At 54.2% G+C, this 13,404-nt stretch carries 12 protein-coding genes; 9 read left to right on the forward strand and 3 right to left on the reverse strand.

What is annotated here, in order from left to right:
- Window positions 1-65 precede the first annotated feature (65 nt).
- From KTE_RS45815 to KTE_RS45825, 3 genes are all read left to right on the forward strand, one after another.
- Window positions 66-1,121, forward strand: a complete 1,056-nt coding sequence (locus tag KTE_RS45815; protein ID WP_201394064.1) for an NAD(P)/FAD-dependent oxidoreductase — start codon at window positions 66-68, stop codon at window positions 1,119-1,121.
- A gap of 118 nt (window positions 1,122-1,239) precedes the next feature.
- Complete coding sequence (locus KTE_RS45820; protein ID WP_201394066.1) at window positions 1,240-2,325, forward strand: glycosyltransferase family 2 protein; 1,086 nt, start codon at window positions 1,240-1,242, stop codon at window positions 2,323-2,325.
- A complete protein-coding gene (locus KTE_RS45825; protein ID WP_201394068.1) occupies window positions 2,322-3,164 on the forward strand; it encodes a 1-acyl-sn-glycerol-3-phosphate acyltransferase in 843 nt (280 codons plus the stop codon). Before KTE_RS45820 ends, KTE_RS45825 begins: the two co-directional genes overlap by 4 nt.
- 25 nt (window positions 3,165-3,189) lie before the next feature.
- Here the strand turns inward: KTE_RS45825 and KTE_RS45830 are convergent, their stop codons facing one another.
- Entirely contained in the window at window positions 3,190-4,059 is an 870-nt protein-coding gene (locus KTE_RS45830; protein WP_201394070.1) for a helix-turn-helix transcriptional regulator, read from the reverse strand.
- A 150-nt stretch (window positions 4,060-4,209) separates the two neighbouring features.
- Here KTE_RS45830 and KTE_RS45835 point away from each other — a divergent pair, with 150 nt between their 5' ends.
- The gene (locus KTE_RS45835) at window positions 4,210-4,938 is read left to right on the forward strand and encodes an SDR family oxidoreductase (protein WP_201394072.1); all 729 of its coding nucleotides are present in this window, start codon (window positions 4,210-4,212) and stop codon (window positions 4,936-4,938) included.
- A gap of 111 nt (window positions 4,939-5,049) precedes the next feature.
- Here the strand turns inward: KTE_RS45835 and KTE_RS45840 are convergent, their stop codons facing one another.
- A complete protein-coding gene (locus KTE_RS45840; protein WP_201394081.1) occupies window positions 5,050-5,778 on the reverse strand; it encodes a bacteriorhodopsin in 729 nt (242 codons plus the stop codon).
- A gap of 289 nt (window positions 5,779-6,067) precedes the next feature.
- Between KTE_RS45840 and KTE_RS45845 the strand changes: the two genes are divergently transcribed.
- Window positions 6,068-6,610, forward strand: coding sequence for a hypothetical protein (locus tag KTE_RS45845; protein WP_201394083.1), 543 nt, complete (start codon window positions 6,068-6,070; stop codon window positions 6,608-6,610).
- Window positions 6,611-6,831: 221 nt separating this feature from the next.
- Here the strand turns inward: KTE_RS45845 and KTE_RS45850 are convergent, their stop codons facing one another.
- Window positions 6,832-8,757, reverse strand: coding sequence for an alpha-amylase family glycosyl hydrolase (locus tag KTE_RS45850; protein WP_201394084.1), 1,926 nt, complete (start codon window positions 8,755-8,757; stop codon window positions 6,832-6,834).
- 337 nt (window positions 8,758-9,094) lie between these two features.
- Here KTE_RS45850 and KTE_RS45855 point away from each other — a divergent pair, with 337 nt between their 5' ends.
- The 4 genes from KTE_RS45855 to KTE_RS45870 all read left to right on the forward strand — a co-directional run bounded on the left by KTE_RS45855 (window position 9,095) and on the right by KTE_RS45870 (window position 13,376).
- The gene (locus KTE_RS45855; protein WP_201394086.1) at window positions 9,095-9,790 is read left to right on the forward strand and encodes a hemolysin III family protein; all 696 of its coding nucleotides are present in this window, start codon (window positions 9,095-9,097) and stop codon (window positions 9,788-9,790) included.
- 97 nt (window positions 9,791-9,887) lie between these two features.
- A complete protein-coding gene (locus KTE_RS45860) occupies window positions 9,888-10,433 on the forward strand; it encodes a histidine phosphatase family protein (protein ID WP_201394088.1) in 546 nt (181 codons plus the stop codon).
- A 112-nt stretch (window positions 10,434-10,545) separates the two neighbouring features.
- Entirely contained in the window at window positions 10,546-11,919 is a 1,374-nt protein-coding gene (locus KTE_RS45865) for a cytochrome P450 (protein WP_201394090.1), read from the forward strand.
- A 287-nt stretch (window positions 11,920-12,206) separates the two neighbouring features.
- Complete coding sequence (locus KTE_RS45870; protein WP_201394092.1) at window positions 12,207-13,376, forward strand: hypothetical protein; 1,170 nt, start codon at window positions 12,207-12,209, stop codon at window positions 13,374-13,376.
- Window positions 13,377-13,404 lie beyond the last annotated feature (28 nt).

Here is a 13,404-nt window from a genome sequence, read left to right on the forward strand (position 1 = left end):
TTGTTGCACCTGACCGTGCGGTACAATAGAGCTGCATATACATATTTCGTCGAAGGGAGCAGGTTATGACATCGATTGCCATTTTGGGGGCGGGATGTAGCGGGCTGGCGGCAGCCCATATCTTGCAAGATGCGGGTTGGCAGGTGACGCTCTTTGAGAAGAGCCAGGACATGGGTGGGCGTGCCGCGACACGCAGCCGCGAGGGCTTTATCTACGATCATGGCGCACAGTATATCAAGCGGGGAGCGCCTGCCTCGATCTCCTGGATTACGGGGCGCTTTCGTACCCCTGATCTTATCGATATCGAGAAACCTGTCTGGGTCTTCAATGGCCAGGGAGAGATCCAGGAGGGCGACGCCGAGCAAAACGCCGAGGAGAAGTGGACCTATCGCAGCGGTCTGACCACGTTGGCCAAACAGATGGCCAGGGGACTCGACATTCATCTGGAAACACGTATCGATCATGTCCGACAGACTCCTCAAGGCTGGTGGCTCACATCTGAACATGGAGTAGAGCAAGGCCCTTTCTCCAGGCTGCTCATAACGTTTCCCCTTCCCCAGGCCCGAGAATTACTCCAGAGAAGCCAATTAGAGCCTGGCTTACAGGAGGCGATAGACACCCAGTTGAGTGTGGCAACCTACCGGCCATTGCTCTCCATTATGCTTGGATATCGTCCTACGCCACAACGCCGTCCATATTATGCCCTGGTCAATATCGACAAGGCCCACCCCATCTCCTGGCTGGCCTGGGAACACGAGAAAGCGCCAGAGCGCGTTCCCTCGGGTGCGGGACTCCTTATTGCCCAGATGGCCCCTGATTATAGCCGTGCGCAATGGGAGAGAGAAGACTCGGAGCTTGTGCGAGAGGGCGCAGACATGGTAGTGCAACTGGTGCAGGAAGAGGGGTTAGCAACCCCCATCTTTAGCGATGTCCAGCGCTGGCGCTATGCCCTGCCTGACCAGAAGGCCGATAGCGAGCAGTTGCACACGCTTACCCTGCCAGCCGGACTGGCTTTCTGCGGTGATGGCTTCGTCGGTGGTCGCGTCCATCGCGCGCTCGAACACGGAATACAGGTTGCCTCGTTACTGGCGTACGCGACTACTCTGCCAGATCAACAGTAGCCGCGTACGCCAGTAGCGGCGTCATGAGAAATATAGGAAACCAACGTTGGGCAAAGAATATCCCCTTCAACTGATAACGTGTGTACAACTATTTTTTGCGGCTCGTGTGGTATGGCGTATGGCAAAGAGAGGCGGCGGGAAACGTCTCCAGGCGCGGGAGACAGTGCAGGCAGCCGGAGAACAGATAGCCGTTATTGTGCCTGTCCTGAATGAATATACACGCCTGGCACCTTGCCTGGAAGGGCTAATGGCGCAGGGAAGCGAGGTCTGCGAGATCCTGGTTGTCGATGGAGGTTCGACTGATGGCACACAACAACTTGTGACTGCCTATGCCCGGCGCGACACGCGTATCCGCCTTATGGATGCCAGTCCCATTCCCGAGGATTGGAACGGCAAGGTCTGGGGGCTGCAAACAGGCTGGAAAGCTGTCGCTCCTACAGCCAACTGGATATTAATCATAGATGCGGATGTCCGCACAAAGCCGCTACTTACCTCAACGTTACTGGAGCATGCCAGGTCAGCCCAGCTTGATGGGCTGAGCGTGGCGACGCAACAGGAATTGGGAAGCATTGGCGAAGGCTTTGTACATCCCGCTCTGCTTACAACGCTGGTCTATCGTTTTGGCGTCCCCGGGAGAGAATTTCAACGCATACAAGACGTTCAGGCTAACGGCCAGTGCTTTCTCTTCAGACGCACAGCGTTGGCCTGCTATGGAGGATTTGCCAGCACCCGTTTCTCGGTCAGTGAAGATGTTACTATGGCGCGGATGCTGGTCCGCGATAGGTATCACGTTGGCTTCTATGAAGCAGACGACCTCGTATCAGTAAAGATGTATGCGAACTGGCGTGAGGCCTGGCAGAATTGGACGCGCTCGCTACCCCTGCACGATCATTTCTCAGGAATGCAGACAGCTCTTGGCTGGTTGGAGATTCTCCTGGTGCAGGCTCTACCTCTCCCATTCTTGCTTTTCCTCCTCCTCTTCCTCCGCACGCGCGATTGGCGTATACTAACGGTAAATGGAGTCCTGGTAGCGATGCGCCTGGGAGTCCTGGTGGGAACGGCGCGTGCCTATCCCAGGCGCCCATGGTCATACTGGTTCTCGCCGTTGTGTGACCTGCCGGTAGCCATGCAACTGGGCAGGATGGCTTTGAGGCGTAAGCATACCTGGCGTGGTCGTACCGTCATACGCAGAGGTTCGATATGAGTTCATTGTGGCACTCAATAACCGCGTCTCCCGCGTTAGGAGTTGTGCTTGGCCTGACCCCTGTTATGCTTGTGCGTCAACGTTCTGAGAAAGAGAAACAGAGCGGGCACGCCCCTGACCGATCCCCATTTATTGTGCGTGTCATTCGGGCTGTGTCGCAGTGTGTGCTTCAGATTGGTTGCTGGCTTATCACCACCGCAGGAACCAGGATAACGGTGGAGGGGCTTGAGAACCTTCCAGAGAAGGGGTCACTCCTGATCGCAGCCAGGCACTATCATCACCTGTATGATGGCTGCATCCTCTTGCGCTGCATCCCCAGGCTCATGCATATTTTTGTGGCGCTGGATTGGATACGCACGCGCTGGCAACGCGTGCTCATGGAGTGGGCATGTACCATCCTCGCCTGGCCAACGGTCTTACGTACCGAACGACTCTTCTTAACCACAGATGGTCAGGAAGGAGAGAGTACTTTCCGAGTTGACGAGGCGAAGAAATATCTGAGAAACGCGGTCAAGGACGCGATGCTGCTCCTGCGCCATGGAGAGGGACTGGTAATCTTCCCCGAGGCCTACCCAAATGTCGATCCTGATCCTAATCCTAAAGATTGTGGCGCCGCTTTTCTCCCCTTCCGGGCGGGCTTTGTGCGCCTGGTGGAACTGGCAGAGCGGGACAAGCAGACGCGGGTTGCCATTGTCCCTACAGGTTTTTGCTATACGCCTGGCAAGCGGCGCTGGCAGGTGACACTGCGCCTGGGTACGCCGCTCTACCGGCAGGACTATGAAGGCGCCACCGCCCTTGCAAGCGCGATTGAGGAGCGTGTACAGGAGCTTTCCCACTAAAAAGAGGACCAGTCTTGCTACTGGTTTAGGGGCGCACCGTTTCCATGGGACCGTATCCTTGCACCAGTAGCTGACGAATTTTCTCCCCTGTCTCCCCTTCTTTGATGGGCGTATACACAACCACCTTCAAATCTGGCTCATCGTACATCTGAAACATGAGATGCTCAAAGGCCAGGATACCTGCCTGGGGGTGTTTGAGCACCTTTTGACCCTCTGGCCCACGTAGCACCTCGTGATTGGACCACCACGCGCGAAATTCGGGGCTGATGGTTTGCAAATCGGCAATTAACTCCGTCATCCATGGATCACCGGGAAAACGTCCATAGCTCGTCCGAAATTGTGCTAGAATACGGCGTGCGTGCTTGTCCCAATCTATTATTCGTTGGCGATGAGAGGCAGAGGCAAAGGTGAGCCAGAGAATGTTGCGCTCGCGTGGCGTCATATGAGGAAAATCATACAACACGACGCGCGCGGCATCATTCCAGGCAACAATATCCCAGCGTGGTCCGATAGCGAAGGCTGGGCTGAGGTCAAGATGATCAAGAAAATGCTGCAAGGTCGCGCTGACCGTCTCGCGCAGTGAAGTTCCTTCTGGAGGTGGCTGCTGATGAGCCAGGAAGAAGAGATGCTCGCGCTCGTTAGTATCCAGTTGGAGGGCTTGAACCAGACTTTCGAGCACCTGAATTGAAACGCTGATTGGGCGTCCCTGTTCCAGCCAGGTATACCAATCCACGCTTACGCCCGCCAGTTGCGCCACTTCTGCGCGTCTCAATCCGGGCGTCCTCCGCCTCTCCCCACGTGGCAAGCCAACCGATTCAGGGGCAATCCGTCCCCTTCTGGTGCGCAAAAAATCTCCGAGTTCCTGTACGCGTAATTGCTCCTGCTGGCTTGCCATGACTGCTCCCTTTAGCTATTGATGTTCCATAGGAGTCCCACTCCTATGATAAACGCTCGTCTGGTTCAAGAATACTTTTCATTATACACTTTCGCTGGGTTGAGGACGAGGTTTTACTGGCCCAGGACGATATATCAAGGAGACAACAATATGGATATCAGCGGAAATACAATCATTGTGGTGGGGGGGAGTTCTGGCATGGGATTTGGCGTCGCTCAGGCTGCCCTGGCGAAAGGGGCTAAAGTAGTCATTGTGGGACGTTCTTCGGAGCGACTGGCCCAGGCTACTGAGAACCTGGCGGGCGGAGAGCGTGTAAAGTCGATCTCGGCCGATGTCACGCGTGAAGACGAGGTGCGCCACCTGTTTGAGATTGCCGGGAGCTTCGATCATCTTTTTGTCTCGGCTGCCTCTCATCTCGCTTACCAGCCAATTCGCGACTTTGACCTGGAGGCTGCGCGCAAGACTATCGATGCGAAGCTTATCGCGGCGCTACTGCTCTCGAAATATGCCTCGCGGCAGATCAACGGGCACGGCTCGATTACCTTTACGGCTGGAATCGCTGCTGAGCGCCCAATGGCAACAGCCGCACTTGTGGCAGCAGTCAATGGTGGTCTCTTCTCGTTTACCTATGCCCTGGCCATTGGCCTGGCACCAGTACGTGTCAACACCATCTCCCCCGGCTGGATCGATACACCGATCTGGGAGACATCGGCCCTGGCAGCCAACAAATCAGCCAATTTTGAGCAGATGGCGCAGCGTCTGCCAGCGGGCCGTATTGGCCGCCCCTCGGACATCGGTCATGCAGCCATCTTCCTGATGGAGAACGAGTTTACAACTGCGACTGTTTTGCCTGTAGACGGCGGTCATCGTTTGGTGTGAAGTTTCTTCGCATATCTTTGGGCACCGCAGGTGCTACGCGCCATAGAAAAGAGAGAGGGCAAAGTCCTCTCTCTTTTCTATGGCGCGTAGCGCCTGCGCACAATATGTTTGTTACCACTGCGCGGCTACGCTGTTGATAGGAGCAGTCTCGCGTTCTGCTTCGAGGAGGACGCCAGGTTTGCTCAGAAGTACGAAGCCGAAGGCACCCTTGGCCAGGATGTCGAGAATCGCGTAGAGAATGACCTCAGGCAAGAGAGAGATGACGCCGAAGCCCTCGGTACCCAGGATCCAGACGATGGGGTAACAGACCCAAAGCGCGATGAGCATGATCGCCAGTGTGCTATAGTGGCGTTGCACGGGCCCGCTGCGTACATTTGCTTCTGGAGTAAGTTTGACTACAATAAAGTAGAGTACGGCCAGGAAGCCCGCACAACTTACAGCAAAGAACGCCCAGCGGAAGTTGCTGCGAATAAGCGAGGCACCCAGTCCTGAAACAATCATATATACATCGGCAGCAATCATGGTGCCGATGACAGCAAGCCGACTGGGGAAATTACGTGGTAAGGCAATCAAGGCCAGGTTCATGAGCAGGAGCGGCGTCGTAATTACCCAGTCAATGTAGCGGCCAAAGAGGATGACCTTCCCATTCAGTCCGATGCCACCATAACCGCTGGCCATGGTCATATATAAGGTGGCAGCGATCAATGTGATGAGAGCGGTGAGGTAGTAAAAGTGTTTGATTTCGGTACGCGCGCGAAATGAGCGGTAGGTAAAGACGAGTGTACAAAGGATCATGAGGAGCGACGTGACCCATAAGACGGTCACTGTAGCAGAATTCATAGATCTTCTCCTTTGCGCATAGACGCGTTACGTATTGTACAAAACGATGTACTTATGAAGCGCATATACGCGACTCTAGATACCTATGATGAGTCTGGCTAGCTCGAAAGCGGTGATCACTTGCATTATAAAGCGACAAAAAAGCTGCACAACACTGTCTCTTCACTCAACCTGGTTGCATTTTCGCCCTGGCTGTGCTATATTCCGGCACCAGAGAGAGTAGTCAAAGGGCGAATATATGGGGAGACGAAATCTACTTGCCAGAGGTATTGAGAGGAAATAAAATATTTTGAAAAGTCCGCAACATAGGTGGTGGCAACCGCTAGTGAGTATCTGCATCCTGATTGGGATGGTTGCGCTGCTTGCCTGGGTACTGTATGTACCCTGGAATCGCACGCAGCAAGCACTCATTGATGGTACAACCCAGATGGGTCCCCTGGCAACCTTTGTTACGCCGACCGCCACACCAACCCAGATGAAGACGACGCCTACTCCTACCGCCAGCGTCACTCCTGATATGCCTGTCAAAATCTATTGCGAGGTGACGAAGACTCAGGTCATCGACCGCAGGCCAAAGTACGATAATTTTGACTATTTTATCTATGCGACCCTACTTATACGCCAGAACGATCTCTCCTACATGCGCACAGGGCAAATTATTCGCATGCAATGGCTTCCCACATCGACGCCCATCGCGTTAGGCAGCCTCAAAGATATCCATCAGGGCGCAGTCTTACAGATAAGTGGGGCAATGGACCCTACTCTACTGCTCCATGTTAACCAGGTAGCGGTATTGACCGGGCACGTCGCCGTCAAACCTCCAACATACTAAGATCTTATTCCGAAACCCATCCCCATTCGGGGACCACCTAAAGGTGGCACGGCAAGCCTTCACTGGCGTGTCGAGCGCTTCGCGCTCAGGGTTTTCGGAGAAGTAGTAAATGAGTTGTAATGACATGTAGGGTCCAGGTTGGCCTGGACTCCGAGCGAAGCGACCTTCCCGTACCTAAAGTATTGACCTGCGGGCTGGACGAGTCCAAGCTAGCCTGGATCCTACAATATTGTGAAAACCGCTCCGCTCTGTGGTGGCAGGGCAATCTCGATGCCTTGTTCAGTGAGGCGTGTGTTTGCCTGTCCGTGCGTTGCCAGGAGGCATGTATATTCGCGAGCCTTGCCAGGCTTGGGAAGAAGCAAGGTCTGTTGTGTATTACTCAGGTTGAAGGTCACCAGGATATCGCCATAGATCAACGCATCTATATTGCTCGATGTTTGGGCATAGGCATAGGTTTTCTGCGCTACATCCAGGTGCATGGCACGACGTTTTCCCTGCCGCAGAACTGGGAAGGCCTTCCTTATCTGAATAAGTGAGCGATAGAAGGAGAGCAGATCCTGGTTCCATTGTTCTGTAGCCCAGGGCATATCCTGACGAACGAGGGCATCACCACCAGCCATCGCTCCAATGTCTACGGAATGAGACATACCAACCTCAGTTCCATAGTAGATGACAGGTGTTGCGGTCAGGGTAAACTGGCAGAGAGCCGCCATTTTGAGGCGTTGGATATCCTGGTTGGCTACAAAGAGGAAGCGGTTCATGTCATGGTTATCCAGGAAGCTCACACGCTCTGGCGCCTGTGTCATAAATTGCTCATAGCTATAGAGGAATGTATCGAGCTTCTGGACACTCCAATCTTTGATCCCAAAGGTGTGGCGCAAGGCAGAGGCCAGGGGGAAATCGAGCAGCCCATCCAGTTTACCATGGAAGCGAGCCATGCTATCTGGCGTATCTGTCACCTCGCCTACCGTGATAGATTCAGGTGCGACCATGCGTGTGACCTGGCGGAACTCGGTCCAGAAATCCATGCTATGCCCAATCGCGTGATCGAGGCGAAAACCGTCTATTCCGTAGTCCTTTAACCATGTGACGGCACTCTCAAAAATATAGCGGCGAGCACCCCGACTATCAGTGCAAAAAGAGGGAAGCGAGGGAACCATGTCGAGGAAGCTACGATAGTTGTCAGGCCAGGCGTAGAAGGTAAACCAGTCGGCTGATTCCGCATCTTGATTCTGCTGAGCCTCAAGGAAGGCGGGATGATGCCAGGAGACATGGCTGGGAACAAAATCCAGGATAACACGCATCCCCTGAGCATGGGCGCGTTGCGTCAGCTCTTTGACATCCTCATTTGTCCCCAGCCTGGGATCGACGGTATTAAAATCTATACCATCATAACGATGATAGGTCTCGGCCTGGTGAATTGGTGAGAGCCAGATACAGGTGACGCCTAGATCCGCTAGATAGGGCAGAGCGTCGATGACACCCTGCAGCGTTCCACCATGCAGCGTCTGGAGATCAGGATTATGCGGGAAGGCGCCACCTGGTTCGCTGGTGCGAAAACGATCCATAAAGATCTGATAAATAATGCCATCCTGGGTCCATTGTGGAAAATGAGGCGCCTCCGACTCAACGGTATAGGCGAAGGTAGTGACGGCTCGTGGACCCCGCTGGCGGTACCAGTGCCCCTGCCCATCTTGTGCCCAGACATCTGGCTCTTCCTGGCATGAATGGTGATACCAGCCGCCAATGCGGTAGCGGACAATGGTGTGTGCAGCTTGCGCGGGAAGAATGGCCCGCCAGCGCGTGAGGTAGCCAGCCTGCGTCTCCCAATCGACGCGCGCCTTTTCCAGTGGCAAGGTCATTGAGGAGGTATCTGGCAGACTTCCATCTGTGGTGTAGAAGAGGACGCTACGCTCCAAGGGATGATTTTCACCACTCGTTGCCCAGATCTCCACAGCTTGACCCGCCTGGGGAGCAGAAGGAATGAGAATATTGTCATGGCGAAACTGGTTCTGCTGAGCGAGAATGCGAGCTTCAATCTCAGGGACAGGTAAATCTCCGGGGGCGGAGGTAATATTATCGGTCATTTCTGTTACCGCCGGCATTGGCAGCGTTTCATTCGTTACTTGCTCGGTCAGATCAGGCATAACACTGTGTTCCTTGAGATCTATATTTAACAACTTGTATTTGTTGACCATCCAACAATTGACAGTCAAACTATATACAAGAAACGTGGGAATGTCAACCCAGAACCGCGTGTTTGTGCAGGTCTCCTATTCCTCTTGCGCGCTCTCGTGAAACTCTCACCATGAGAAGTTGCTCTAATAAGACAAGTGGTTATGTGGTGTGCCCTGGCAGTCGCAGGCTGCCAGGGCACACTACACCACATAACCGAACGAGCGCCGCAGGCGCGAGGGGGCAAACCAACAGCTTGTATATCTGGTTACATACGTAGAAGATAGAACATAAGGATGTGCTAATAACATGGTTCAGGAACAAGTACCGTCGTTGGAGCAAGAGGTGCAAAAGGTCATCAAACCGTTGTTGCGAGGCTGGTCACACGCGCTGGCAGCCTTTGCCGCCCTTGTCTTAACGTTTCTCTTTTGCTGGCTCAGCCGTTCGGATGTGCCACGCCTCATTTCGCTGCTCGTCTTTGGTTTGAGTATGATGGAATTGTACACCGTAAGCGCCTTTTATCATATCGGAACCTGGAAGCCTGGTACACGCCATGTGCTTCGTGCTATCGATCACTCCAATATCTTTGTCCTGATCGCGGGCACCTATACTCCACTCTGCTTCAATATTCTCAGCGGCTGGATACGTATCGCCCTGCTTGTGACGATCTGGACGCTCGCGTTTCTGGGTCTGGCCTTTACGGTAGTGCCCTATACTCTGCGCCTGCCACGCTGGATTGGGACCGTGCTCTATATTATCATGGGCTGGGTCGCGCTCCTGGCCTTTCCCGCCTTTCTAAGCGCGCTCTCCTGGACGTTTGTGGTAACCATGATTCTTGGCGGGGTCTCCTACACGCTGGGTGCGATTGTCTATGCTCTGCGCTGGCCCAATCCCTTCCCACGTGTCTTTGGCTTCCACGAGATCTTCCACCTGTTTGTCATCCTGGGAAGCGCAATCTTTGTCTTCTGCGTCTGGAAATGGGCGCTCCCTTTCCCGCGCCAGTAAAAAATCTCCGCTAAAGAAGAAAGCCCCGCATGGACTCGACAATTTGTGCTATAACGTGCATACAAAAGAGTTGTAAAAGGCAAGGAAGGAAGCATAAATGTTGACGCTCTTTTATTCACCTCATTCGACGAGCGTGGACAATGAGGCGGGACGGGCCTCGGGACACGCGGACGTGCCGCTCTCTGCATTGGGGAGGCAGCAGGCTGCGGAACTGAGAAAGCACTATGCGAGTGAGAAGATCGACGCTGTTTTTTGTTCCGATCTACAACGCGCGGTTGTGACGGCAAAGCTTCTCTTTGGCGAGCGTGGCTTGCCTGTGACACCAGATGCACGCCTGCGCGAGTTTGATTATGGCGAGATGACGCAGTATCCCAGGGAGCAGGTGGAGGGGGAGTTCCCACGGCGCATCACAGAGCCTTTCCCAGGTGGCGAGAGCGCCTCTATGGTTGCCCAACGCGTGGGCACCTTTCTCCAGGATGTAGCGCGTGAGTATGACGGGAAAACAATTGTTGTAATTGGCCACCGGGCGACCATGTATGGGATTCGCTATTGGTGCGGTACCTCCACCCTGGAGGAGATTGTGAATACACCCTGGGAATGGCGAGACATACCAATCTGGCGCTTTGAAATTAATCCTTGCTAAAGCACATGCGTCTGTTCTGTGATTAAATAGAGGTAGAAAAAATTGTATGAATGATATGAACATCCTGGGAAGAAGTGATAGATATATACCCAGGAAGTGAGGTTGAGAGACCATGGTCACAGAACTGGAAACGCAAGAGAAAACTACCGTAAAGCCTATTCCCTATATTAAAGAATCGCCCGTCGTGGGAAGCCTCTTCAAGTATCAGCGGGATCGCCTGAATCTGTTTATGCGTATGTGGCGTGAGCAGGGCCCGGTGAGTGGCTTCCATATGGGGCCCTTCGCCTTGCCAGCCTTTTTCTCCGCTGAGCATGTGCATAGTATCCTGGTGGAGCATGCCTACGACTTCGATAAGGGCGAATCCATTCATAATGTCTTTCGCCCGGTGATTGGTAATGGTATTTTTACCAGCGAGGGTGATTTCCACCGTCGCCAGCGTAAGATTATGGCACCGCCCTTCCAGCCACGCCACATCGCTAGCTATGCCGATAATATGGTGTACTATGGCGAGCAGGTACAGCAGCGCTGGCAGGATGGCGCACGGATCAATATTGACGAAGAGATGACCACCATCACCATGAGCATTATTGGGAAAGTGCTCTTCAATGTGGATGTGTTTACAGAGACCGATGAGCTTGGTGCGGCGATGGCGACGACCCTCAATTTTGTAGGTCACCGCCTGGCGCGCCTGCTTCCAACTCCATATAACTGGCCGACACCACAGAATAAGCGGGCGCACCAGGCGATTGCGCTGCTGCGAAGCCGTATTCAACAGATGATTGAGGAGCGGCGTGCCAGCGCGGAGGAGGGCAACGACTTTCTCTCGATCCTGTTGCGGGCGCGTGACGACGAGGGCAAGCCCATGGATAATGAGCAGTTGATCGACGAGTGCCTGACGCTTTTTGGCGCGGGGCATGAGACGACCGCTGTGGCCCTGACCTGGGCGTGGTACCTGCTGGCCCAGCATCCTGAGCAATACCGCAAGCTTCAGGAGGAGGCGCGGAATGCGTTGGGAGGACGAGCAGCCACCTATGCGGATCTCACAAAGTTGCCATACAGCCAGCAAGTCTTCAAAGAAACGTTGCGTATGTATCCACCGGCGTATGCTATGGGGCGTGCCGCGCTGAAGAATATCGTGATTGATGGCTATCAGGTGCATAAGGGTGATGTGGTTCTCATCACGCCCTATGTCATGCATAATCGTCCCGACTACTTTCCACGTCCCTTTGAGTTTGATCCTGAGCGCTTCACACCTGAGCGCGAGAAACAGCTTCCGCGCTATGCTTATCTCCCCTTTGGCGCGGGCCCGCGCATTTGTATTGGCAACTACTTTGCCATGATGGAGGGACAACTCCTTCTTTCAACCCTCGCCCAACACGTCACCTTCGAACTGGTGCCAGGACAACAGATTACGCCTGATCCAGGCAAGTCGCTTACCTTGCGACCAGATAGGCATGTGCAAATGGTGGTACGCCGCCATGTGTAGGGTCGACTGCGAACTGTAGGGTCCCTGCTGGCATGGATTGCGAGCGCAGTAATGACTCTGATGACTGGGTATCGGCCTGCGGGCCTCCAGTCCAAGCTAGCTTGTGGACCCTACATGGTGGGATCATTTGGTGCCTGTTCGCCCAGGCGAGAAGCATGACTTTGGGGGCATATTGTCACCCTGAAGGAGATATCATGCGTGTCAATATTGTATCGGTAAGCGATGTATATTGTTCTGTTTGCTACATATGAGAGTAGCTCTCTCTTTGGGCGAAAGGATATGCTTGTATGGCTCAGACCTCCATCCCTTCTCCTGGGCCAGTGCGGAAATCCGTGGATCTTCGGCGACGACGCAAGACGATCAGCCTGCGGATGCGTTCGGTCTGCTTTGGTGTGTCGGCGGCTGTCGTCCTGGGGCTTCTTATCGCGTTTGGCTCGCGAGGCTTCCACTGGTTTGATGCCGCGCTCATTGGTTATGCTGTGGCAACTATTTTCGCGGTCGCGGCAGTGACGTATAAATATTCGTTCTGGCTATTTCGCCCACCGACGGGACGCTACTGGAAGCGTAGCTGGGAATTATTTCTCTCCTATGCCAATTTTCGGCGCTATACGATGCTGATTCCAGGCGCCCTGTTCGACTTGTTCGCGCAGCAATTTATTCGTAGGCGTGGCCTATATCGCTGGCTGACACACCAGTGTATCTTCTGGGGAGTCATCCTCTCCTGCGCGATTACCTTCCCTTTGACCTTTGGCTGGCTGCGTTTTACCCAGACCGCCTCTGGCCTCTATCAGATCTGGGTCTTTGGTTTTCCTTTCTTCTCCTTACCGGCCGATACGTTCCTGGCCTTTTTAATTTTTCATGCGCTGGATATTACGGCGCTGATCTTGCTAGTCGGCCTGGTGCTAGCCTTTCATCGCCGCTTCCATGATCTGGCCTTGATCGCAGTGCAGCGCTTCCGCTTCGATATTATGCCCCTGGCCTTGCTGCTGGCTATCGCCGTGACTGGCCTGGCGCTTACCGCTGATAGTACCTGGCTGGGAGGCGCATATTATTGGTATATCTCCCTGGTCCATGAAGCAGTTGTGGTGCTCTGGCTGATCTCGCTCCCGTTTGGCAAATTTTTCCACCTTATTGAGCGCCCGGCTACGGTTGGGATCGAGCTGTACTGGCGTACAGGCGAAGGGACGGCGATGCAGAAGTGCGCGCGCTGCCAGGAAGAATTTGCCCCGGTGCGCTTTGTGCAGGACTTAAAGAAGACGCTATATGAGGTTGGTGAGAACTATACCCTGCGTGTGGACAGCCCCGAGAAGCAAGCGACTCATCCAGATGCACCGGCAGTAGAGGAGCAGGCCACGGATACGCTCTGGTGGCAGGATCTCTGCCCCACCTGCAAACGCGTCCTGCGCGCGCAGGCCAATCTCGCGGCGTTGGGCCATGAGGGGAACCGCTTTTTGTAATGGCTGATTCTGCTTGCCAGAGAGGGTC

This window comes from Ktedonobacter sp. SOSP1-85 (assembly GCF_016587415.1).
Classification (GTDB): domain Bacteria; phylum Chloroflexota; class Ktedonobacteria; order Ktedonobacterales; family Ktedonobacteraceae; genus Ktedonobacter.